The 22,840-nt window shown below is 65.7% G+C and carries 14 protein-coding genes and 1 pseudogene; 6 read left to right on the forward strand and 9 right to left on the reverse strand.

The window, feature by feature from the left end:
- From GCN78_RS27785 to GCN78_RS27820, 8 genes and pseudogenes are all read right to left on the reverse strand, one after another.
- Positions 1-489 (reverse strand): annotated as a pseudogene (locus tag GCN78_RS27785) (secretion protein HylD); the annotation flags it as partial.
- Entirely contained in the window at positions 486-6,776 is a 6,291-nt protein-coding gene (locus GCN78_RS27790) for an Ig-like domain-containing protein (protein WP_152254586.1), read from the reverse strand. The gene GCN78_RS27790 and the pseudogene GCN78_RS27785, both read right to left, overlap by 4 nt.
- A gap of 1 nt (position 6,777) precedes the next feature.
- The gene (locus GCN78_RS27795) at positions 6,778-7,794 is read right to left on the reverse strand and encodes a tetratricopeptide repeat protein (RefSeq protein ID WP_152254587.1); all 1,017 of its coding nucleotides are present in this window, start codon (positions 7,792-7,794) and stop codon (positions 6,778-6,780) included.
- A gap of 65 nt (positions 7,795-7,859) precedes the next feature.
- Positions 7,860-8,708, reverse strand: a complete 849-nt coding sequence (locus tag GCN78_RS27800) for a phage tail protein (protein WP_152254588.1) — start codon at positions 8,706-8,708, stop codon at positions 7,860-7,862.
- Positions 8,709-8,742: 34 nt separating this feature from the next.
- Entirely contained in the window at positions 8,743-9,525 is a 783-nt protein-coding gene (locus GCN78_RS27805; RefSeq protein ID WP_152254589.1) for an efflux RND transporter periplasmic adaptor subunit, read from the reverse strand.
- Positions 9,522-11,021 (reverse strand): TolC family protein, encoded by a 1,500-nt coding sequence (locus GCN78_RS27810; protein ID WP_152254590.1) that lies wholly within the window; start codon positions 11,019-11,021, stop codon positions 9,522-9,524. The genes GCN78_RS27805 and GCN78_RS27810 overlap by 4 nt, the downstream gene beginning before the upstream one ends.
- A 476-nt stretch (positions 11,022-11,497) precedes the next feature.
- Positions 11,498-12,838: a chromate efflux transporter gene (chrA, locus tag GCN78_RS27815; protein ID WP_152254591.1), complete on the reverse strand. Its 1,341-nt coding sequence runs from the start codon at positions 12,836-12,838 to the stop codon at positions 11,498-11,500.
- Between the two features lie 89 nt (positions 12,839-12,927).
- Positions 12,928-16,077, reverse strand: a complete 3,150-nt coding sequence (locus tag GCN78_RS27820) for an Rne/Rng family ribonuclease (protein WP_152254592.1) — start codon at positions 16,075-16,077, stop codon at positions 12,928-12,930.
- A gap of 686 nt (positions 16,078-16,763) precedes the next feature.
- Here GCN78_RS27820 and GCN78_RS27825 point away from each other — a divergent pair.
- The 4 genes from GCN78_RS27825 to GCN78_RS27840 all read left to right on the forward strand — a co-directional run bounded on the left by GCN78_RS27825 (position 16,764) and on the right by GCN78_RS27840 (position 19,911).
- Positions 16,764-17,759 (forward strand): RluA family pseudouridine synthase, encoded by a 996-nt coding sequence (locus tag GCN78_RS27825; RefSeq protein WP_152254593.1) that lies wholly within the window; start codon positions 16,764-16,766, stop codon positions 17,757-17,759.
- A gap of 77 nt (positions 17,760-17,836) precedes the next feature.
- A complete protein-coding gene (locus GCN78_RS27830; RefSeq protein WP_152254594.1) occupies positions 17,837-18,496 on the forward strand; it encodes an HAD-IA family hydrolase in 660 nt (219 codons plus the stop codon).
- Positions 18,493-18,870, forward strand: coding sequence for a Rieske (2Fe-2S) protein (locus GCN78_RS27835; RefSeq protein WP_152254595.1), 378 nt, complete (start codon positions 18,493-18,495; stop codon positions 18,868-18,870). The genes GCN78_RS27830 and GCN78_RS27835 overlap by 4 nt, the downstream gene beginning before the upstream one ends.
- Positions 18,871-18,909: 39 nt before the next feature.
- Complete coding sequence (locus GCN78_RS27840) at positions 18,910-19,911, forward strand: S49 family peptidase (RefSeq protein WP_152254596.1); 1,002 nt, start codon at positions 18,910-18,912, stop codon at positions 19,909-19,911.
- A 374-nt stretch (positions 19,912-20,285) separates the two neighbouring features.
- Here GCN78_RS27840 and GCN78_RS27845 read toward each other — a convergent pair whose 3' ends face one another.
- A complete protein-coding gene (locus GCN78_RS27845; protein ID WP_152254597.1) occupies positions 20,286-20,663 on the reverse strand; it encodes a hypothetical protein in 378 nt (125 codons plus the stop codon).
- A 256-nt stretch (positions 20,664-20,919) separates the two neighbouring features.
- Between GCN78_RS27845 and GCN78_RS27850 the strand changes: the two genes are divergently transcribed.
- Together GCN78_RS27850 and GCN78_RS27855 are read left to right on the forward strand one after the other, a co-directional pair.
- On the forward strand, positions 20,920-21,630 hold the full coding sequence (locus GCN78_RS27850) for a pseudouridine synthase (protein WP_152254598.1): 711 nt from the start codon (positions 20,920-20,922) through the stop codon (positions 21,628-21,630).
- 87 nt (positions 21,631-21,717) lie between these two features.
- On the forward strand, positions 21,718-22,716 hold the full coding sequence (locus GCN78_RS27855) for a fumarylacetoacetate hydrolase family protein (protein WP_152254599.1): 999 nt from the start codon (positions 21,718-21,720) through the stop codon (positions 22,714-22,716).
- The last annotated feature ends 124 nt before the right edge of the window (positions 22,717-22,840 follow it).

The following is a 22,840-nucleotide window of genomic DNA, read 5'->3' on the forward strand; positions in this document are numbered from 1 at the left end:
CCCCTGCCTGGCGCGCCACGCATGCTGCCAGATATCGGCCCATTCGGCGAGCAGGGCCAGCTGCCCGGGCTGCAGCGGCGCGTCGCCGGCCAGCAGCAGGCCCGCCTGCTCGCCGGCGCGGCCCGTGGCGCGCAACGGCACCCAGGTGACGGCCACGGGCAGCCATTCGTCCCAGGCGGCGGCGATGGCGGGCGGCAGTTGCGCCGCCTCGACGGCCAGCGGCGCGGCGTCCGCATGGCGCTCCGCCAGCGCCCGGCACAGCTGATTGAGCCACTGGGCATACGGGGCGTTGGCTTCCACTTCCACCACGCCCGACAGGGTGTGCACGCCGCCGGCGTCGAACCACAGCGCGGCCTGGCGGTACGGCGCCAGCGCGCGGCTGTCGTTGACCAGCAGGAAAGCCAGCTCGTTGGCGCTGGCCGCGGCGCGTGCGCGTTGGGCCAGCTCGAGCAAGGTCAGCAGAGGATCAAATGCTACCGCGTCGTTCATGCATGCGCTTTCGCCGCCGCCACGCTACGCGACAACGCCGCCAGGCGCTCGGCGCCCGCGCCACGCACGGCGCCCAGCTGGGCACTGAGGCCGGGACGTCCCACGGGTTCTGCCGGGCCGGCGTCGCGCGCCGAGCTCTTGATGGCCTGGCCATCGCGGGTGATGACGATCTTGAAGGTCTGCACGGCGATGCGTCCCTGGGCGTCGCGCGCCGTGACCGTGAAGTGCAGCGTGCCTTCGAAGCCCGGCGGCGCCATTCCCTCGAAGCGCGCCGCGCGGCTGTCGAACCTGAGCCAGGCCGGCAGCGGCCTGCCGTCCGCCTGCTGTGCGCTGAGCTGGAACGGCGTGCCGCCGCCGGACTGCACGAAGGCGTCGGGCGCCAGTTGCACCGCGATGCGTTCGCCGATGTTGAAGGCCTTGTCGCCGATCGGCACCTGCACGAGCAGCGCATCGCTGCGCGACGGCAGTTCCGGCAAGCCGGTCGGCGTGAAGGCCGTCAGCAGCATGGCGGGGTTGGTCAGGGCGGCGATGCTGACGGGGGCCAGCGGACTCCTGGCCACGTCGGCCCCGCGCCCACCGCTGGCACTGCTCGGGCTGAACAGCGCCAGCGTGTCCGGTGCCAGCACGCCGGGGAGGGCTCCGGCGGCAGCGCTGGCGGGGGCCGTTTCGGCGACCTTGTCCGCCGGCGCGGGGGCTTCCGGCAGCACGCGCACGGGCGGCACCACCGCCACGGGCGGCGTCACCGGTACGCTCACTTGCGCCGTCAGGATGGCGCCGTTGTTGCCGGCCGTATCGCGCACCACCACTTGCACCTGGCCGGCGGCGACGCCGGCCAGCGACCAGCTGTTGCCGGACACGCCAGCCACCTGCCAGCTGGCGCCGCCATCGCGCGAGACGAGCACGGATTCGCCCGCCGCCAGCGGCGCCGAGAGGCTGCCGCCAAGTACATTCTCGCCCGATAGCGCGGCCGAGGTGGCCGTGGCGACGGGGGCGACGGTGTCGAGCACATAGGCGTGCGCGTACACGGGACCGTCGCCGGCGCTGTTGCTGACCTTGACCAGCAGCGTGTTGCTGCCGCTGGCCAGCGTGGCGCCGGCCAGCGACCAGCCGCTGGCGCTGCTGGCGGCGGTTTGCCAGGTGGCGCCGTTGTCCAGCGAGACCTGCACGGATTCGCCGGCTGCCAGCGGGGCCGACAGGCTGCCGCCGATGGTTTGCTGCGCCACGTTGGTGATGAAATCGCTGTTGCTGGCGCCCGTGTCGGCCGACAGCGCGGCGCCGGTGATGCCGGTGGTGGGCTGCGTCACCAGCGTGCCGATGGTCAGTTCGCCATTGCTGCTGTCGCTGGCGACGTTGCCGGCCAGGTCGGTGACGCTGGCCACCACCTCGTAGCGCTGGTTCAGGGCCAGCGTCAGCGTGCCGCTGAGCGGTACGGCGGTGGCCAGGTCCAGGCTCCAGGTGCCCGCCGCGGGAACGACGGCATAGGTGGCGCCGCCGACGGTGACGGTCATGGTTTCGCCGGCCGCCAGCGTCGCCGAGCCGCTCAGCACGGGCGTGCTGCTCATGCTCGACGTCGTGTCGACGGTGGGCACGCTGGCGGCCGTATCGTAGACATACGCCTGGCTCGTCGCGACGCCGTCGTTGCCGGCCGTATCGGACACCTTGACCAGCAGGGTGTTGCTGGCGGTGAGCGTCTGGCCGGCCAGCGACCAGGTGTTCTGGCCGATGGTGGCGCTGGCGTCGCTCCAGGTGGCGCCGTTGTCGAGCGAGACGAGCACGCGCTCGCCGGCTGCCAGGTTGGCCGACAGCGTGCCGCTGACGGTTTGCGCCGCCGTTTTGGTGATGAAGTCGGAGGACGAGGCGCCGCTGTCGTTGGAAAAGGCGACGCTGGCCACGCCGGTGGCGGGGGCGCTCGTGTCGAGCACGTAGGCCGCGCTGGTGGCGACGCCGTCGTTGCCGGCGGCATCGACCACTTTCAGCTGCAGCGTGTCGCTGCCGGACAGGACGACGCCGTCCCACGACAGGGTGGTGCCGGCCACCTTGGCCGTGATGTCGGTCCAGGTGGCGCCGTTGTCGAGCGAGCCATACACGATGTCGCCGGCCGCCAGCGGCGCGGACAGCGTGGCGCTGACGGTTTGCGCCGCCGTGTTGGTGATCAGGTCGGTGTTGCTGGTGCCCGTGTCGGCCGACAGCGCCACGCCGCTGAAGCCGACCGTCGGCGCCGTGGTGTCGAGCACATACGCCTGCGTGTAGGCGGCGCCGTGGTTGCCGGCGTCGTCGCTGACGCGCACCTGCAGCGTGCCGCTGCCCGCCAGGGTCTGGCCGGACAGCGACCAGGCATTGCCGCCCGTCGCGGCGGCGGCCAGGGTCCAGGTGGTGCCGTTGTCGAGCGAGACGTAGACATGTTCGCCGGCCGCCAGGCTGGCCGCCAGCGTGCCGCCGATGGTCTGCGCCGCCGTCTTGGTGATGAAGTCGCTGGCCGAGGCGCCGCTGTCGTTGGAAAAGGCGACCGTCGCCACGGTATTGGTCGGCGCGGCCGTGTCGATGACGATATCCTTGTTGGCGCCCAGCGAGCCGGCCGTGCCCGGTGTGGCCAGGCTGAGAACCGCATTTTGCTGGCTGCCGCCGGCGGTGACGATGGTGGCGCCGTTCAGCGCCAGCGCGGCCGTCGAGCTGACATCGAGGTCGGCGCTGTTCTGGCCCGCCGCCACGACGTAGCTGAAGGTCAGCGTACCGGTCCCCGAGCCGCCCGTGTAGGTGGCCGTGCCGCCGCCGTCGAGCGCCAGGGTCGGCGTGCCGCCGCTGGTGTTGACGTTGACGGCGCTGGAAAAGCTGACGGTGATGGTGATGGTCGCGCCGACGCCATAGGCGCCGTCGGCGGTGCTGGCCTGGACGCCGGTGACGCTGGCGTTCAAGCCGTCGACGTTGACGCCGGCCGTGCTGGCGACGCTGTTCAGGGTGGTCACGGCGTCGTTGCCGGCCGCATCCTTCATGCTGGCGCCATTGAGCGACAATGGGCCCACGGTGATGCCGTTGGCGTCGCTGTCGCCGTTCGGCACCGTGTAGCGGAACAGCAGCGCGCTGCCGCCGGAGCCGGACACATACTCGGCGTAGCGCGTGGTGGCGCCGACGACGAGGGCGATGCGCGGCGTGCCGCCGCTGGTGTCGACCGTGACCGCCTCGCCGAAATTGACCGTGAAGTCGAGCGCGTCGCCGCTGTAGTAGGTGGCGTTGGCCGGCACCGCGACGGAGCTGACGGCCGGCGCGATGGTGTCGATGCTGATCATCAGCGCGGCCGAGGCGTTCGAGACATTGCCGGCCGTGTCGGTGGCGGTGACGGTGATGGCGTGGCTGCCATTGCCCATGGTCGTGGCAGTGATGCTCCAGTTGCCGCCGGTGGCGATGGCCGTGCCCAGCACGGTGGCGCCGTCGTACAGGGTGACGGTGGTGCCGCTTTCCGCCGTGCCGGTGAAGGTTGGCGAGCTGACGTTGGTGATGCCGTCGCTGGCCGAGGCGCCGCTGTCGCTGCCCGGCGCCAGCGTCGGTGCGCCTGGCGTGGCGGGGGGGGCCGTGTCCAGGGTGTAGGCCTTGCTTTGCGCAGTGCCTTCGTTGCCGGCCGCGTCGACCACTTTCAGCTGCAGCGTGTTGCTGCCGGCAAGGGTCACGCCATCCCAGCTCAGCGTCGTGCCGGCCACCTTGCCGGTGATGTTGGTCCAGGTGACGCCGTTGTCCAGCGAGCCGTAGACGATGTCGCCGGCGCCCGGCGCGCTGCTCAGGGTGGCGTTGATGGTTTGCGCCGCCGTCCCGGTGATGAAGTCGGTGTTGCTGGCGCCAGTGTCGGCCGACAGCGCCAGGCCGCTGAAGGTGATCGTCGGCGCGCTGGTGTCGAAGGTGTACGCTTGCGACAGGACGGTGCCGTCATTGCCGGCCGCGTCGCTGACCTTTACCTTGAGCGTGTTGCTGGTGCTCAGCGTGTTGCCGGACAGCGACCAGGTATTCTGGCCGACGGTGGCGGTGGCGGCCGTCCAGGTGCTGCCGTTGTCGAGCGAGACGTAGACCTTCTCGCCGCTGGCCAGGTTGGCCGACAGCGTGCCGCTGATGGTTTGCGCCGCCGTTTTGGTGATGAAGTCGGTCGAGGAGGTGCCCGTATCGGCCGAGAAGCTGGCCGTGGCCACGCTGGTGGTGGGCGCCGTGATGTCGAGCGTGTAGTTCTGGAAGCTCAGCGAACTGTCGTTGCCGGCCGCGTCCGTGACCTTGAGCATGATGGCGTTGCTGCCGGCGCCCAGCGTGGCGCCGTTCCAGCTCAGCGCGGTGCCGGAGACCTTGTTGCTGATGTTGGTCCAGCTGTTGCCGCCGTCGGTCGAGCCCCAGACGACGTCGCCGGCGCCCGGCGCGCTGCTGAGGGTGGCGCTGATGGTCTGCGACGCCGTCCTGGTGATGAAATCGGTGTTGCTGATGCCCGTGTCGGCCGACAGCGCGATGCCGGTGAAGCTGGTGCCGGGTGCGGTGGTGTCGAGCCTGTAGGCGCGCGAGGTGGCAGTGCCATCGTTGCCGGCAAGGTCGGTGACGCGCAACTGCAGGGTGTTGCTGCCTTCGGCGAAGTTCACGCCGTTCCACGTCAAGGTCGTGCCGGAGACTTTGCTGGTGATGTTGATCCAGGTGGCGCCGTTGTCGAGCGAGCCGTAGACGATGTCGCCGGCGGCCGGCGCCGCGCTCAGGGTGGCGCTGATGGTCTGGGCGGACGTGTTGGTGATGAAGTCGCTGCCGCTCGTGCCCGTATCGTCCGACAGCGCCAGGCCGCTGAAGCTGATCGTCGGCGCGGTGGTGTCGAGCTGGTAGGCGTGGGCATAGGCGCTGCCCTTGCCGCCGGCATTGGCCACGCGCGCGAGGAAGGTGCTGCTGCCGGCCAGCGTGGTGGCGGTGCTCCAGAATTGCGAACCGACGCTGCTGCTGGTGGCATTGCTCCAGCTGGTGCCGTTGTCATACGATACCTGTACCCACTCGCCGGCGCCCAGCGCGCTCGACAGTGCGCCGGTGATGGTTTGCGCCGCCGTCCTGGTGATGAAATCGGTGCCGCTGGTGCCGGTGTCGGCCGACAGCGTGGCGCCCGTCACCGTGGTGGTGGGCGGCGGCGGGATTTGCTGCACGTCGGTGATGATGAAGTTCTGGAAGATCGCATACGAATCGGAGCTGATGACGATTTTGGTGACGTTGTCGATCGGCATACCCAGCGCGGCGATGTTGCCCATGCTGCCGAACGAGGGGATGCCGTGCTGCACGAAGCTGATGCCGGGGGAGCCGTCGGCATAGGTCAGCGTGAACTTGACCATGCCCGTGTTGGCCAGTGCCGCCAGGCCCGTGAGGTCGAAGCAGTAGCCGCTCTGGGCGGTGATGGTCAGCTGGATGTCGTCGCCGTTGACTCTGCCGTCGTAGGCATACAGGCCGCCCGCGTCGAACGCCATCTGCTCGGAGAAAAAGGCGATATTCACGGAGGGCGAGCCGATGCCCGTGGTGTTGGCGACGATCTTGTTGATGGTGGACGGCGTATAGGGGTTCGGCACGTCGCTGTCGCTGAAGTTGACGGTGTCGAGCACGCCATCGTACTGCTGCAGCGCCAGTTCGCGCGCCTCGATGGTGCCGCTGTGTTTTTCCAGCGTCCAGTTGCCGCCCAGGCGCGCGGCGCCCGTCAGGTCGGTCGAGGCGGCGACGTCGGCCCCGGTGGCGCGGGCCAGGCCGTCGAGCAGGCCCGTGCCGCTGCCGGCGGCAATGTCGCAGCCGTACAGCAGCAGGTCGCCATCGGCCGTCAGCGCCTGGCCCAGCTGCGCCAGCTCGGCCTGCGTGGCGGCCTGGCCCAGCGAGGCTTCGGTCAGGCGCGCGCTGCCGAGATTGAGGACGCCTTGCGCGCCGTGCGCCAGGATATGGATCGCATCGAGGCCGCGCTGGCTGGCGGCCCACTGCGCGATCTGCGCCAGGCCGTCGCGGCTGCCGTCGAATTCGACGATGCCGACGCCGGCGCGCACGCCCGCCTCCAGACTCTTGTAGTTGGCCAGCGACGTATCGACCAGCACGACTTCCTTCCTGCCCTCGTCCCTGGCCGGTTCGGCCGCGCGCACCGTGACGGCTGGCGGCGGTGGCGGCGGCGCGCTTTCATGCGCCTGCGCCGCGTGTGCCGCATCGGCGACGGCGCCGTCGAACATGAAACGCTGCTCCAGCGGCAGCAGTTGCGAGGCGCGGTGCAGCGGACGGCGGACGGCAGTCGTTGCCGCGGCAGGGAAGAGGGGATGATTCATGTCAGGCTCCTGGTGATACGTGACTGGCGCGCTTGAGCGGCGTGCCTGGGGCGGCGAATGGGGCGAGGTGGGCGTCGATCTTGCGGTCCAGCGCCGGCCGCCATGCGGCCGGCATGATGGCCAGCACCTGGTCCTGCAACTGCCTGGCCTGGTCTTGCAGCGCGGGGTCGCTCAGGCGGCTGCGGGCGGCGCTGGCCCACAGATAGATCTTGGCCAGGTTGGCGGCGGCGGGCGCGCCCGTATCGGCGTCGGGCGGCAGGTGGGCGTACAGCGCCGCCGTGGGCAGGTAGGCGGGCACATAGCCCTTGCCGGCCAGTTCTTCCAGGGCAAGCAGCGCCGCCTCGCCCTCGGCTTCGCCGCCTTCTCCCTGCGCTTGCATGATGGCCAGCTGGTAGCGCGCCTCGTCGACCTGGCGTTCCGCCGCCATGCGGTACCAGTGGCGCGCCAGGGCCGCGTCGTGCGGCACGTCGGGATCCTGGCGCAGGTAATTGGCCAGCTTCAGCATGGCTGGCGGCGAACCGGCCTGCGCCGCCTTGGCGCACAGCGCCAGACCGTGCGGCACGTCGCGGGCGACGTAGCGGCCGCGGATATAGAATTCGCTGGCCGAGCACAGCGAAATGAGGTGGCCGTTCGCGGCGGCGGCCAGGTAGCTGGCCAGCGCGGCGGCGGCATTGCCCGGCGCGTCCGGCGTGCGCATCAGGCAGTCGCCGGCGAAATGCAGGGCCGTCGGTATCTTGCCCTGGGCGGCCTTGTCGTACCACGCGCAGGCGGCGTCCTGGTCGGCTGGCCGGCCCCAGCCATTCTGGTGGAACTGGGCCAGGGTGAACTGGGCCAGGGGGTTTTTTTCCGCGTGGCGCAGGAAGGCCGGGTAGGCGTTGGCATAGTCTCCCTTGCCCAGCAAGGCATACGCGGCTTGCAGCGGCTGGGCGTGGTCGGCCGGCCGCGCGGCGCGCGCGCCCGCTGGCGCCGCCAGCAGCGTCAGCGATAGCAAGACTTGAAAGAGGCGGTGTGGCTGCATGATGATTTCGGCGGCCGCTCCGCTCGGAGGCGGCCGCGCAACACAAGGTTAGGTGGCGAGGTCCGTCAGTTCGACTGCGGGTAGACGCCGACGGCGGCGATGTAGTAATACATGGCCATGGACGGCTGCATGATGCTGAACGCGGTGCCCGCGCCCGTAATGCCGCTGACGGTTGCCGGCAGGGAACCGCTTAGTGTCACCGGCGCGGTGCCGGCCAGTGCAATGGTCGGCGAACCGGTGGAGGTGACGTTAATGCTGCCGCCCAGGGAGCCGCCGCCCATGACCACGTCGGGCGCGATGTTGTTATACAGCTTCGGCGCCGGGCCGTTCGCCGCGCCCAGCACGCTGCCGGCAAGCGGCGTGGCCGATGCACCCGCGGCGCTGCTGGCTTTCAGCGTCAGCGTCAGCGCACTGGTATTGGCGTTGTAGGTGACGGGCGTCATCGAAATGGTGGTGGGCGTGCCGGTCGTCTGCGCCAGGTTGACCGAGCCGCTGACTTTGCTCAAGTCGACCGCCGGCAAGGTATGCGTATGGGCCGGCAGATTGGCCATGGTCAGGGTGGCGCTGACGGCGCCTACCTTCTGGCCCACCGTGTAGCTGGTGTTGGCGTCGACGGTGCCGGCACCGATCACGGTGCGGCCGCGCAGGTCCGGCAGGTTGAAGGTGGTGTTGCCGTTGCCGCCATAGGTCGTGCCCAGCAGCGAGAACAGCACGGCATTCTGGTTGACGTTGAGGGACTGGCCGTTGGCCGGCATGTAGCCGTACAGGTCATTGCGGGTCCAGGCCATCACGCAAATGCTGGACACATAGGGTTCGGCGGGGCAGGCGTAGCTGGCCGTGCTCCAGCTGGCCGCGGCGGCGGCGACGGCAGCGAGCGTCATGCGGCGGGCGATGCGGTATGGACGAGATTTCATGTGCTCTCCTTGTGCTCTAAGCAGGTTGAAAAAATCATTTTGCCGGCGGCTGCATCAGTACCTTGCCGCTCATGCCGGCGATCAGCTCGCCGAAGCGCCCGTCGATGACGGCGCTCAGCTTGACGGACTGGCTGACGGGATCGACGCGGGCGCCGATGCGCTGCACCTTGGCCGGATAGGTCTTGCCCGTTTCGTCGATGCTGACCTGGAAGGGCGTGCCGTTGCGCACCCAGCTCATCCAGCGAGATGGAATGATGAATTCCAGCACCAGGGTGCTGTCGTCCAGAATTTCCAGCAGGGCCTGGCCCGGCTGCACGTATTGCTGCTCGCGCGCCTTTTGCTCGGCGATGCGGCCGGCGAACGGCGCGACGACCTGGCACTTGCCCAGCAAGGCCCGGTTGGCGGCCACTTCGGCCTGCGCCTTGAGCGCTTCGGCCCTGGAAATGTCGAGCTCGACCTTGCCCACGGAATTGAGGTCGGCGAGTTTCTGGTTGCCATGCCAGTTGGTCTCGGCCGCCATCCGCGCCGCTTCCGCCTTGGCCAGCTGGGCCTGCTGTAGCACGCAGTCGAACTGCACCAGCAACTGTCCCTGCTTGAAGGCCGCGCCTTCCGGCAGCGGCAGGCGGTTGATCTTGGCGCCGATCTCGGCAGCGAGGGTGGTGTAGCGGCGCGGCGCCAGCTGGGCGCGGATTTCCCGCGTTTCCAGCGTGGCGCCGGCGCCGGCCGGCTGCGGCGCGGCGGCCAGGGCGGTGTGCTGCAAGGTCAGGGCCAGCGCGGCGGCCAGGGTCATGCGTATTGCGGGTGCGACCAACTTCATGGACGGTCCTCAGGCGATGGCAGCTGGCCCTGATTCCAGGTCTGCAGCGATTGCGCGACGGCCGCCGTCAGTTCGGCCAGCGGCATGTCGGACGAGCCGTTGACCACCGGTTCCATGCCCAGCGTGGCTTGCAGGCGCGACGCGGCCGCCTGCGCGTTCGACAGGGCCTGGTAGCGGCGCAGCTGCGACAGCACGGCCGTGCTTTGCTGCGAAATGCGGTCCAGCGCCGACTGCTTCTGCGCCTCGGCCTGGTTGGCGATGTGCTGGGCGATACGCCCGTCCACTTCGGCGATGGCGTCGGCGCGCTCATACTGGCGGGCCGTGTTGGCGTATTGCTGGCGAGCAATGTGAAGCTGGCTCAGCACTGCCATCTGCATGGCCATGCGGCGCTGGTTCGCCAGGCTCACGCCCGCGTCGGCCAGGCGCATCTGCGCCGGCGCCGATAACAGGCCCAGCAGGTTGAACGAGATCTGCGCGCCGGCCTCGTTCCAGTTCTGGTGGATCAGGTAATCGTCGTTGCTGTGCTTGACGCCGTAGTTGAAGGACAGGCCGGGGAACAGCTTGAGCATGGTGCGCCGGGTTTCCTGCTGGGCGATGCGGGCGTTGTAGATGCCTTCGCGCAAGTCGGGATTGCGCAGCAGCGCCACTTCTTCCATTTTGTCGATCGGCTGGTTCAGCCAGGCCGTGTTGACGTCGCCGCCCGCCTCGACCACGCTGTAGTCGCTGCTCAGCGGCAGGGCGGTCAGGGCCGCCAGCTCCACGCGCGCCGTCGACAGTTCCTGCTCGATGGTTTCCAGCAGGCGCAGGTTTTCCAGCAACTGGCGCTGGTAGCGCAACGGTTCCAGCGGCGAACGGATGCGGTCGCTCTCCGCCGTGCGTGCATCCTTCAGTGCCGCTTCCGATTCGGCGATGGTGCCGCGCAGCAGCGGTACCAGCTTCTGCGCCGCCACCACGCGCCAGTAGGCGGTGCGCACGTCGAGTATCAGGTTGTGCAGGGCCTTGCGGCGGCGCTCGCCGGCGATCATCACGCGGTCCGCGTTCTGCCGCGCCGCGTAGTAGCTCTGGCCGAAATCGAGCAAGCTCCAGGAAATGCCCAGTTCCGTGCTCAGTACCTGGCGGCTGGACGAGATGTAGGGATTGGCCAGCGATGGCGCGCCCGTGACGGAATCGACGCTGCGCGTGATCAGGTCATTGTTGCGGTCGCGGTAGCCGGCCGAGGCGATCAGCTTGGGCAGCATGTCGAACTGCCCTGCCTCGAAGGTGCCCATGGCAACAGCTTCCTCCATGGCCTTGTAGCGGCGCTCGGCGTTGTATTTGATGGCGCGGGCGATGGCGCCATCCAGGGTCAGGGGGCCGTTCAGCGGTTCCACGTCGCGCGCCAGGGCCGCCTTGTCGTCCTGCAGCGTGGCGCGTACCTCGGCCGTGGAGAGCTTGGCCGTGCCGACGTCGAGTGTCGAGCAAGCGCTCAGCAGCCATAGACTGGCGCAGCCGAGCATGAGTGTCCTGATCGCGGAAGTGTGCATGGGATGATGTGATTGTTGTGCGCGCATTAATGGATATTTTCTAGGAAACTGCCGGGTTAATGACGGTGAAACAGTAATTTGCTTTGCGGTAAGTATACGTCCTTGCTCTCATTCAAATAATCAAATTTTCATTTGTTGCATATATGCCACATTTATTTATTTGCGAACTATATCTCGGGGCATGACGAACCGATCGCGGTGCAGCCACGCAGAGTGTGGCGCCATGCGTGTCGAGGCCTGGTCTGGCTGCTGGAGTGAGAATGGGGGAGATATTAAATTGCTGAAATAAATATTCTATTTATTAATGGTTTTTATATGCCGCCGTTTGAATTGACATACATCAAATTGGTGTTATTAATAATAGTGCAATAATATCCTCCGCACTGATTGGCGGAGATTCTGGTGATGCCGGCGCGATGGAATGATAGTCCGGCGCGACGCGTCCGTGTTCAAGCCAGCCAGGCACGCGCCAGGCCGACGGCGGCGCAGACCAGCAGCAATTTGATGGTTCCCATTTGAAACCTGATCAGCGCCAGGCCGGCCGCGAGCGCGATGCCGATGGCCAGCCAGTCCCAGTGCGGCAGCGGGTTTTCTTGCCAGAACACATGGTGTCCAAAGAACAGGGCCAGGCTGGCGATGACGCCCACCACGGCCGCCGAGATGGCCGTCAATGGCGCGCTCAGGCGCAAATTGCCACGCGACGCTTCCACCACCGGCGCGCCGGCCAGGATGAAGATAAACGAGGGCAGGAAAGTAAACCAGCTGGCGACGAGCGCGCCGCAGACGCCCGCCAGCCACAGGTGTTCCCCCGTCACGGCATGGCTCCAGCCGCCCACAAAACCGATGAAGGCGACGATCATGATCAGGGGGCCGGGCGTCGTTTCGCCCAGCGCCAGGCCATCCATCATCTGCGTGCTGCTGATCCAGTGGTAATGGTCGGCGGCACCCTGCACCAGGTAGGGCAGCACGGCATACGCGCCGCCAAACGTCAGCAGGGCGGCCTTGCTGAAAAACACGCCCATCTGCGCCAGCGGCTGGTCCGCGCCGCCTGCCAGCGCCAGGCCCAGCCAGGCGAGGAAGGCCAGGGCCAGGCCCACGGCGGCCGTGCCAAGCAGGCGCGGCCAGCTGAAGCGCGCGTGCTGCGGCGTGGGCGTATCGTCATCGATCAGGGCGGCGCCGTAGCGGGCCGCGCCGCCATGGTGCGCGCCGTTGACATGAAAGTGGGCCGGCAGCCAGCGTCCCCCCGCCATGCCCAGCAGGGCGGCGGTGAACACGATCAGGGGAAATGGCAGCCGTAGCGCGGCGATGGCGACAAATGCGCCCGCCGCGATGGCGATCAGGCCGGGGCTGCGCAAGGTGCGACGGCCCAGTCGCCAGGCGGCCGCCAGCACGATGGCGACGACGGCCGGCTTGATGCCGTAGAGGACGCCGGCGATGGCGGCCACGTGGCCATATGCCATGTAGAGCCAGGACAGGACGATCAGCAGCAGCAGCGAGGGCAGCAGGAATAGTAGGCCCGCCACGAGGGCGCCGCGCGTGCGGTGCATCAGCCAGCCGATATAGATGGCCAGCTGGGTCGCTTCCGGCCCCGGCAGCAGCATGCAGTAGTTCAGGGCGTGCAGGAAACGCTGCTCGGAAATCCAGCGCCGCCTTTCCACCAGTTCCGCATGCATCATGGCGATTTGCCCGGCCGGGCCGCCAAAGCTGACGCAGCCCAGCTTGAGCCAGTACCAGAAGGCGCTGCGCAGGCTGACGGGGGCGGGGCGGGGAAGGTTGGCGTTCTCGTGCATGGCGGCTGGCTGGCAAAGAAGTGGACGTAAAAAAGGGGAAGCCTGAGCTCCCCCTTTTTATGATTGGCGGCGGGGCGAACCCTGCGCGCTTAAGGACGTTGCGTGTTGACCTGGATCAACGGCTCATCCGATTGCGGCGGCAATGGCTTGCGTTCGCGCGGTTTGCGTACCGGAGCGACTGCCTTGGCGGCCGCTTCCTGCGCCAGGCGCAGTTTTTCCGGATCGGTGGCGGCCAGGGTCAGACCGGCCGAACCGAGCACCGCGTTCAAGTCCAGCGGCGCGGCGACGGGCGCTGCAGGAGCTGGCGCTGGCGCTGGAGCAACGACAGGCGTTGCCGCAGGAGCTGGAGCAACTTCGGCAAGCACCGGCGCCGCTTCCACCACGGCAGGCGCCGCTTCCGCTACCGGCGCTGGTGCTGGAGCTTCTTCGGCCACGGCGACGGTTGCCACGACAGCAACCGTTTCCACGACTGGCGCCGCTTCGACGATGACTTCCGCTGCTGCTGGCGCTGGTGCGGCTTGCACTTTCTCGGTAAAGCTGTACTCGGCAACCGGTGCCGGTTCGGCAGCGGCTGGTTCAGCTTGCGCTGCAGCCACTTCGACAGGGGCCGCCGCTGCGGTTACTTCAGCAACGGGTGCCGCTTCCGCGGCAGGAGCGGCTGCTTCGGCCTTGGCGATGTCCACCACCTTGACCACTTCCACCACTTCCACGACTTCAGCCACGATGGCTGGCGCGGTGTCGGCTGCGGCTTCCACTGGCGCTGCGACGGCGACGACAGCGGCAGCCACGACGGCGACCGGGGTAGCATCGGCGGCAGCTTCCGGCGCCGGAGCGACCGTAAAGCTGATCACTGGCGCGTCCTGGCCTTCGTTCTCGCCGTTTGCCGATTCGATCAGTTCGCCCGTTTCGCGGTCGCGGCGGTTGCGGTTGCGGCCGCCACGACGACGGCGGCGGCGCGGTTCTTCGCCTTCCACGTCGTTTTCCGTCTCTTCGCCTTCAGGGCCGGCATTCGCCGGCGCTTTCAGCAGGTTCGCCGGTGCGGCGTCGGATTCAGGGCCGTTGGACGGCACGACGACGTTCACGGCGCTGGCGGTGGCGCCAACCAATGCCAGCTCTTCGGCTTTCACTTCAGCAACAACAGCCTTGTCGGCGCGTGGTTCGCGGCCTTCGCGTGGCTGGCGTGGCGGACGCTCGGCGCGTTCCGGGCGCTCGGTGCGCTCGGGACGTTCCGCGCGTTCACCGCGCTCGCGTGGCGCCGCTGCCGTATCGCCGTTCTCGCGCGCTTCACGCGGTTCGCGTGGCGGACGCGGCGGGCGTGGCGGACGGGCCGCTTTTTCCAGTGCTTCCGCTTCTTTCGCGGCATCGTCCTGGGCTGGACGGCCCTGGCCCGGTTCGCGCTCTTCGCGGCCAGGCTTGCCGTTGCGGCCACGGCCACGCGGGCCACGGCTGTTGCGGTCGCCGCGGTCGGTGCCGGCCGGCTTGGCTGGTGCGACCGGGGCAGGCGCTGGCGCCACCGGTGCCGGGGCGCCGGTGAAGAAACTGATGATCTTGGCGATCAAGCCTTGTGGCGCGGCAGGCGCGGCCACCGGAGCCGGTTTCGCTTCGACGGGCTTGCGCTCGACCAGCGGTGCCGGCTGGTCAGGGGTGATCGTCTTGACGACGGCTTCCTGGCGCGGCTTGGCCTCTTCCTTCTGGCGCTTGCTGTAAGCCATGTCGGTTTCAGCGCTTTCGGCCAGGTTGTAGCTGGCCTGGCTGTCTTCCAGACGCGGATCGTCGTGCTTGATGCGTTCCAGCTTGTAGTGCGGCGTTTCCAGATGCTTGTTCGGGATCAGGATCACGGCGATGCGGTGGCGGTTCTCGATTTTGAGCACTTCGCCGCGCTTTTCGTTCAGCAGGAAGGCGCCCACGTCCACGGGCACTTGCACGTGGATGGTGGCCGAGTTTTCCTTCATCGCCTCTTCCTGGATGATGCGCAGCACCTGCAGGGCGGACGATTCCGTATCGCGGATGTGGCCGGTGCCGGAGCAGCGCGGGCACGTCACGTGCGAGCCTTCGGACAGCGAAGGGCGCAGGCGCTGGCGCGACAGTTCCATCAGGCCGAAGCGGGAAATCTTGCCCATTTGTACACGGGCACGGTCATGGTGCAGCGCATCTTTCAGACGCTGTTCCACTTCGCGCTGATTTTTTGCCACTTCCATGTCGATGAAGTCGATGACGATCAGGCCGCCCAGGTCGCGCAAACGCAGCTGGCGGGCCACTTCTTCGGCCGCTTCGCAGTTGGTGTTGAAGGCGGTCGTCTCGATGTCCGAGCCGCGCGTGGCGCGCGCCGAGTTGACGTCGACGGACACCAGCGCTTCGGTATGGTCGATCACGATGGCGCCGCCCGATGGCAGCGGCACGGTGCGGCTGTACGCTGTTTCAATCTGGTGTTCGATCTGGAAGCGCGAGAACAGCGGCACGTCGTCGCTGTAGCGTTTCACGCGGTGCACCATGTCGGGCATCACGTGGCTCATGAACTGGTGCGCCTGGTCGTAGATCTCGTCGGTGTCGATCAGGATCTCGCCGATGTCGGGCTGGAAGTAGTCGCGGATGGCGCGGATGACGAGCGACGATTCCTGGTAGATCAGGAAAGCGCCGTTGGCCGACTTGCCGGCGCCTTCGATGGCGCGCCACAGTTGCATCAGGTAATTCAAGTCCCACTGCAGTTCATCGACGTTGCGGCCGATGCCGGCGGTGCGGGCAATGACGGACATGCCGGCAGGCAAGTCCAGTTTATCCATGGTTTCGCGCAATTCCTGGCGCTCTTCACCTTCCACGCGGCGCGATACGCCACCGCCACGCGGGTTGTTCGGCATCAGGACCAGGTAACGGCCGGCCAGCGAGACGAACGAGGTCAGGGCGGCGCCCTTGTTGCCGCGCTCTTCCTTTTCGACCTGGACCATGATTTCCTGGCCTTCGCGCAGCGCTTCCTTGACGGAAGCGTTACGCACGTCGACGCCTTCGCGGAAATACGTGCGGGCAACTTCCTTGAAAGGCAGGAAGCCGTGGCGGTCTTCGCCATAGCTGACGAAGCACGCTTCGAGCGATGGCTCGATGCGCGTGATCACGCCTTTGTAGATGTTGGATTTGCGCTGTTCGCGCCCGGCTGTCTCGATATCGATGTCGATCAGTTTTTGTCCGTCGACAATCGCTACGCGCAGTTCTTCTTGCTGCGTGGCATTAAACAACATGCGTTTCATTTTTATAACTCCGCGACCCGTAGGCCATCTCAAAGCCGCTTCCAGGGAAGCGACGAAGTACAGGGATATATGCGAGAACGGGAGTGCTGGCGGGGGAAATGCCTAGGCGTGCGGAGCAACAACGCGTACGAGGTATACGTTACGGCCGCAACAGGCGCGGTGAGGTCGATCGTCATGCCGAGTGCACGGGACACTTGCAACTCATCTGAAACAGCCCGGATGCCGGGGGCAGAGAATGCAAGTGGTCAGCAAATTCAGAGCCAAATCGTAAGCCAGCTCATTACAGGGATCGCGATGGCGAGGCTTGGCCTCAGCCTATTCATCGACAACCCTCAGCATTGTGGCCGCATACGGGGTTTGGCGAAAACGGCAAGCGTTATCAACTTCATCAACCCGCGAGCCCGACTCGATAAGTCGCGCTAACGGGTACTTATCCTTATAATCCAATACACTCACTTCAGCATCTCCACGCGTTATCCGATTACAACTACGGTGCAACCTTGATTCGCGCAGCGATGGTGCATATACATTTTTTTCCACCGAATTTGCAATTTGGCGAGGCCGGTGGAGACGCCCCTGTGTAAAATGTGCTTTTATTCTTACACTCGCAGCAGCCAGGGCCGCAGCAAAAACAATTATATATTCAAAATGAAGGACTTAGAGAGATTTCTGGGAAGACATAGTAAATGAAGAGTCAAAATGATGTTGTTCCCCCTTCAACACCCCCGGTTCAGCCGCAAGCCCAATTCGTAACGATCGCCGAGGAAGAAGCAGGCCAGCGTATCGACAACTACTTATTAAGAGTGTGCAAGGGAGTGCCTAAAAGCCACATCTACCGGATATTGCGATCGGGAGAAGTGCGGGTCAATAAAGGCCGTATCGATCAGCTGTACCGTCTCGCCGCCGGCGACGTGGTGCGCATTCCACCCGTGCGCGTGGCCGAAAAGGCGCCCACGGGCGCGCCGGCCGCCGAGTTCAAGATCATCTTCGAGGATGCGCAACTGCTCGTCATCGACAAGCCGGCCGGCGTGGCCGTGCATGGCGGCTCGGGCGTCTCGTTCGGCGTGATCGAGCAATTGCGCGCCTCGCGCCCCGACGCCAAGTTCCTGGAGCTGGTGCACCGCCTGGACCGCGACACGTCCGGCTTGCTGTTGTTGGCAAAGAAACGTTCCGCGTTGACGAATTTGCACGAGCAGATGCGCGACGGCGTCACCGACAAGCGCTACCTGGTGCTGGTGGCCGGCGACTGGAAGAATGCGCGCCAGCATATCAAGTTGCCGCTGCATAAATATACGACGGCCGAAGGCGAGCGCCGGGTGGCCGTGCAGGCCGATGGACTGGCGTCGCACACGGTGTTTTCACTGTTGCATAAATATCACAACTTCGCCTTGCTGGAAGCGGAATTGAAGACGGGACGCACGCACCAGATCCGCGTGCACCTGTCCTCGTCCGGTTTCCCCATCGCCGGCGACGATAAATATGGCGACTTCGCCCTCAACCGTGCCCTGTTGAAAGCCGACAGCACGCGCGGCGCCCTGAAACGCATGTTCCTGCATGCGCATCAAATCACGTTCACGCATCCGGAAACGGGCAAGAGCATGACCCTGAACGCACCGCTGGCTGCCGAATGCGAGCGTTTCTTGGTAAGCTTGGGCAAACCATTGGCTGTTGCCGCACGTTAAGTGTGGCCGGGACTATCCACAAGATAGTCAGGCCATCATTCATTCTCAAGGAGCCGGCGGCTATGCCGTCGGGAAACATGGCAAGAAAGCAATTTGATCTGATCGTCTTCGATTGGGACGGTACCCTGATAGACAGTACCTCGACCATCGTCAAGTGCATCCAGGCATCGGCCAAAGACCTGGGCTTGCCAATTCCCACCGAGCTGGTCGCTTCGCACGTGATCGGCCTGGGCTTGCAGGAAGCCATGCAGCTGGTGATGCCGGACGTGGAGCCGAAATACCATGCGCGCATGGCCGAGCGCTACCGTTATCACTATCTGTCGCGCGATCACGAGCTGACACTGTTTCCCGGCGTGCACGAAATGCTGCTGGAATTGTCGCAGCAAGCGTACTTTCTGGCCGTCGCCACGGGCAAGAGCCGTGTCGGCCTGAACCGTTCGCTGAATGCCGTCAAGCTGCTGTCGCTGTTTGATGCGACGCGCTGCGCCGATGAAACGTTTTCCAAGCCCCATCCGGCCATGCTGCAGGAGCTGACGCGCGAACTGGGGCAGGACATGCGGCGCACCGTGATGATTGGCGACACCAGTCATGATTTGTTGATGGCAAGCAATGCAGGCGCGGCCGGTATTGCCGTAGAGTATGGAGCGCATCCGGTGGAACAGTTGCAAGCGTGCCACCCGCTGTATTCGGCCGCCACGGTGGCGGACCTGCATCAATGGCTGAGCGAGAACGCATGATGGGCGAGGCTGTCGACGTTTTCATTTGCGCCGCCGATGCCGTCGCCGATGGCGGCAAGGGCGTGCGCTTTCCCGTCTCGGCCGGTGGCGAAGCGACCACCGGCTTTGTCGTGCGCCATGGCGGCAAGGCATATGGTTACCTGAATCGCTGCGCCCACGTGCCCATTGAACTCGATTGGGCGGAGGGCGAGTTTTTCGAGTCCAGCGGCTTGTACCTGATGTGTTCGACGCATGGCGCCATCTATGTGCCGGAAAGCGGCTTGTGTGCGGGCGGCCCCTGCAAGGGCGGGCGCCTGCGTCCGATCGCCGTGGCCGAGCGCGATGGCCAGCTGTACTGGCAACCCGACGAGTATGTCCAGCCATTGCCGGCCTGAGGCCGGGGCAGGCCTTCTGTAATTTAAGCAAAGTGAACCATGAGCGATAACACGAATGACAAGCTGGACAGCAGCGCGCCAGCCGCCGGCCACGGTGCCCCTGCGGGGAACTGGGAGCGCGACGTGCTGGAAAAGCTGGTATTTGCCACGTTGCAAGAGCAACGCGCGCACCGCCGCTGGAGCATCTTTTTCAAGATCTTCGGCCTGCTGATCGTGCTGTTCGCCTTGTGGGTGTTTTATGACTACAACACGGCCGACGACGGCGAGACCCTGGGCCGCCACACGGCCCTGATCGATATCAGCGGCGCCATCGAGTCCGAAGGCAGCGGCTCGGCCGCCGTCGTCATCCCCGCGCTGGACAAGGCGTTTTCCGATAGCGGTTCCGTCGCCGTGGTGCTGCATATTAATAGTCCGGGCGGCAGTCCCGTGCAGGCCGGCATGATCGTCGACGAGATGCAGCGCCTGCGCAAGGGCTATCCGGACAAGCCCCTGTATGTGGTGGTCGATGAAATGTGCGCCTCGGGCGGCTACTACATCGCCGCCGCCGCCGACCGCATCTACGTCAACAAGGCCAGCGTGGTCGGCTCGATCGGCGTGCTGATGGATGGTTTCGGCTTCACGGGCGTGATGGAAAAGGTCGGCGTCGAGCGCCGGTTGCTGACGGCGGGCGAGAACAAGGGCTTCATGGACCCGTTCAGCCCCCTGACGGACAAGCACAAGGCGTATGCGCAAGGCATGCTCAATGAAATCCACCAGCAATTCATCGACGTGGTGCGCGCGGGACGGGGCAAGCGCCTGAAGGAAACGGCCGATACCTTCTCGGGCCTGTACTGGACGGGCGCGAAAGCCGTGGAAATGGGCCTGGCCGACGATTTCGGCACGGTCGACAGCGTGGCGCGCGACGTCGTCAAGGCGGAAGACATCGTCGACTATACGCAGCATGAAGGTTTGCCGGAACGGGTGCTGAAGAAGTTTGGCGCCGCCATGGGCGCCGGCGCCATGAAGGCGGCCGTGCAGCAGTCACAACCGGCGTTGCGCTGAAGATATCACTCTTGGCACGCAGGCAAGCCAGTCGAGAATGATTTTCAATAAGATGGTAAATTGGCTTGAAAAAGGGGCTGCTTGGGCTATAGTGAAAGCGTAGTTCTTTTCAAGGAGGGGCGATATATCAACTATGTTGTCAGTACTAACTTGATTGGCAGGTCTTGGAACTACTTGCCGCATCGCAGATGTGGTTTTGAGTGAATTTACATTCCTCACTAAAGTCCCGATGGGGCTTGGGAACGGCGGCGCAATGCCGCCGTTTCCTTTTGTGCGTGATTCATGGTCGATGGGATGTTGTCGCCGGCTGTGTCTGGGCGTGCGGGGAGGGCAGGCATGCGAGGGTGGGGCATGGCTGGTCGGCTGGGCCGCGCTCAGACGGCGCAGCCGTTGCAGTGCGCGGGCAGCGGCGCGGCGCTAGATTGCCGGGCCGGCGCGGTTGCCGCGCTGATGCTGGTGTCGGGCGGCATGTCCGCCATGGCAGGTGCGCTTACGTTGTCGGCCGCCGCATCCGCTTCCGCCTGCGCAAAACCGCCCAGTTCCAGCCAGCACATGAAATGGCATTGCGCCTCGGCATGCCAACGCATCTGGCTCGCCGGCGAGGGGCGCGCGTCCGCCTCCTGCGGTGCGGCGGCGTTGCTCCAGCGCGCCACGCCGAGTCTGACTTTGTGCATGGCCGACTGTTCCGTGGCGATGCGCTGGCGCATGTCGGCGATGCTCCCTTGTAAGGCGATGGTATCGGTATGCTTCATACGATGTCCTTGTCAGTGATTGCCTAGATATTATTCCTAAGGCTCATTAGGCGGATTCCTAACGAAGTTTCAGTCTATCAATGCGATATTCCGAGCGCTTGATATATCTCAAAGGAATCATCCATTTCTCGCCAAATCTCACCTTGTTCTTTTTGGTATTTCTGCCTGCGCCATGGTTTCGTGCCGCCGGCACCGTCGCGCGAGCGCCAGGTGCCGCCGCTTCACGCTGCCAGCCGCTTCTGGTAAAGTCACGCCCATGAGTAAATTATCCCTAGACCGCATCCTGCAATCGCAGGGTTTTGGCACCCGTAAATATTGTCGTTCCCTCATCGAGGATGGCGATGTCGTCATCGATGGCGTCACCCAGACCAATTACCGCACCACCGTCGAGACCGAAGGCCTGGTGCTGCACGTGTTCGAAGAAGAGTGGGTGGTCCGCATGCACGTGTACCTGGCGCTGAACAAGCCCGCCAACTTCGAATGCTCGCGCAAGCCCAGCCATCATCCTGGCGTGCTGACCCTGCTGCCGGAACAATTCACCTGGCGCGAAGTCCAGCCCGTCGGCCGGCTCGACCACGATACGACCGGCATGTTGCTGATGTCCGACGATGGCGCGTTTATCCATGCACAATCGTCGCCGAAGCGTCACGTTCCCAAGATTTACCAGGCCACCACGCAAGAGCCCGTGACCGATGAACTGGTGGCGCAGCTATTGGCAGGCGTGCAATTGCACGACGAGCCGGCCCCGCTGGCGGCCCTCGTCTGCGTCAAGCGCGGAGAATTCCAGCTGGAAATCGTGCTCGAGCAAGGCAAGTACCACCAGGTCAAGCGCATGCTGGCCGCCGCCGGCAACCATTGCAGCGCGCTGCACCGTTCCGCCATCGGCAGCCTGACCCTGGAATCGCTGGGTATCGCCGAAGGCGAGTGGTGCTATCTGACCCCGGAACAGTTGGCCCTGCTGGCCTGAACCTCTTCCTGACCGTCAAAGCCGGGACATCCCGGCTTTTTGGCGTCTTTGGCCTCCATTGTCTGCATTTGACGAAGTTTCCCGCACATGAAATTAGCTACACTGAAGGATGGCACGCGCGACGGCCAGCTGGCTGTCGTCTCGCGCGACCTGAAAACGGCCCATCTGGCCGATGGCATCGCCTCGACCCTGCAAAAGGCGCTCGACGACTGGAGTTTCATCGCGCCCCAGCTGGACTTGCTGTACCAGACGATCAATAGCGGCCGCGGCCATCGCGCCTTCGAGTTCGACCCCGCCAACTGCATGGCGCCCTTGCCGCGCAGCAGCCTGCGCGTAGCCGGCGCATCCTACCTGCAGCAGATCGAGCGTGCGTGCAAGGCGGCGGGCATCGAGGCGCCCGCCAATCTGCGCGACGCGCCACGGATGTACCAGGGCGCCAGCGACGATTTCCTCGGCGCCCACGACGACATTGTCTTGGCGCACGAGCAGTGGGGCATCGATTACGAGGCCGGCATCGCCGCCATCACGGACGACGTGGCCATGGGGTCGACGCCAGACCAGGCGCACTTGAACATCAAGCTGTTGATGCTGGTCAACGACATCACCCTGCGCAACCTGGCGCCCGACGAACAGGCGGGCGGCTACGGCTTCCTGCAAGCGAAGCCGGCAATGGCGTGCTCGCCCGTCGCCATCACGCCCGACGAGCTGGGCGATGCCTGGCGCGGCGGCAAGGTGCATTACGCGCTGCGCTGCAGCCTGAACGGCAAGTTGACGGGCCAGCCCCACGCGGGCGCCGACATGGCGTTCAATTATCCGCAATTGCTCGCCCATCTGTGCCAGACGCGCAACGCGCGCGCCGGCAGCGTGGTCAGCGCGGGCGGGGTCGCCAACAAGGAAGTCAAGAAGGGGTTTTCCAGCATCGTTGAGCGACGTAACCAGGAGATGATCGCCGATGGCGTCGCCAGCACGCCATTCCTGCTGTTCGGCGACGTCGTCCGCCTGGAGATGCTGGGCGATGACGGTAAATCCCTGTTCGGCGCCATCGAACAGGCGGTGAAACAGGCCGAGGCGCGCAAGTCCCGCTAAGGTTACTGGAGAGTAAAGGAAATACAGGGCATTTGCCCCCCTGTTCCGCCGATGGCGTGCGCCCGCTTGAACCGATAATGCCCCATGCCCAGTCCGTATTGCGCCTAGCCAGGCCGCAGGACTT

This window comes from Janthinobacterium rivuli (genome assembly GCF_009208735.1).
Classification (GTDB): domain Bacteria; phylum Pseudomonadota; class Gammaproteobacteria; order Burkholderiales; family Burkholderiaceae_D; genus Janthinobacterium.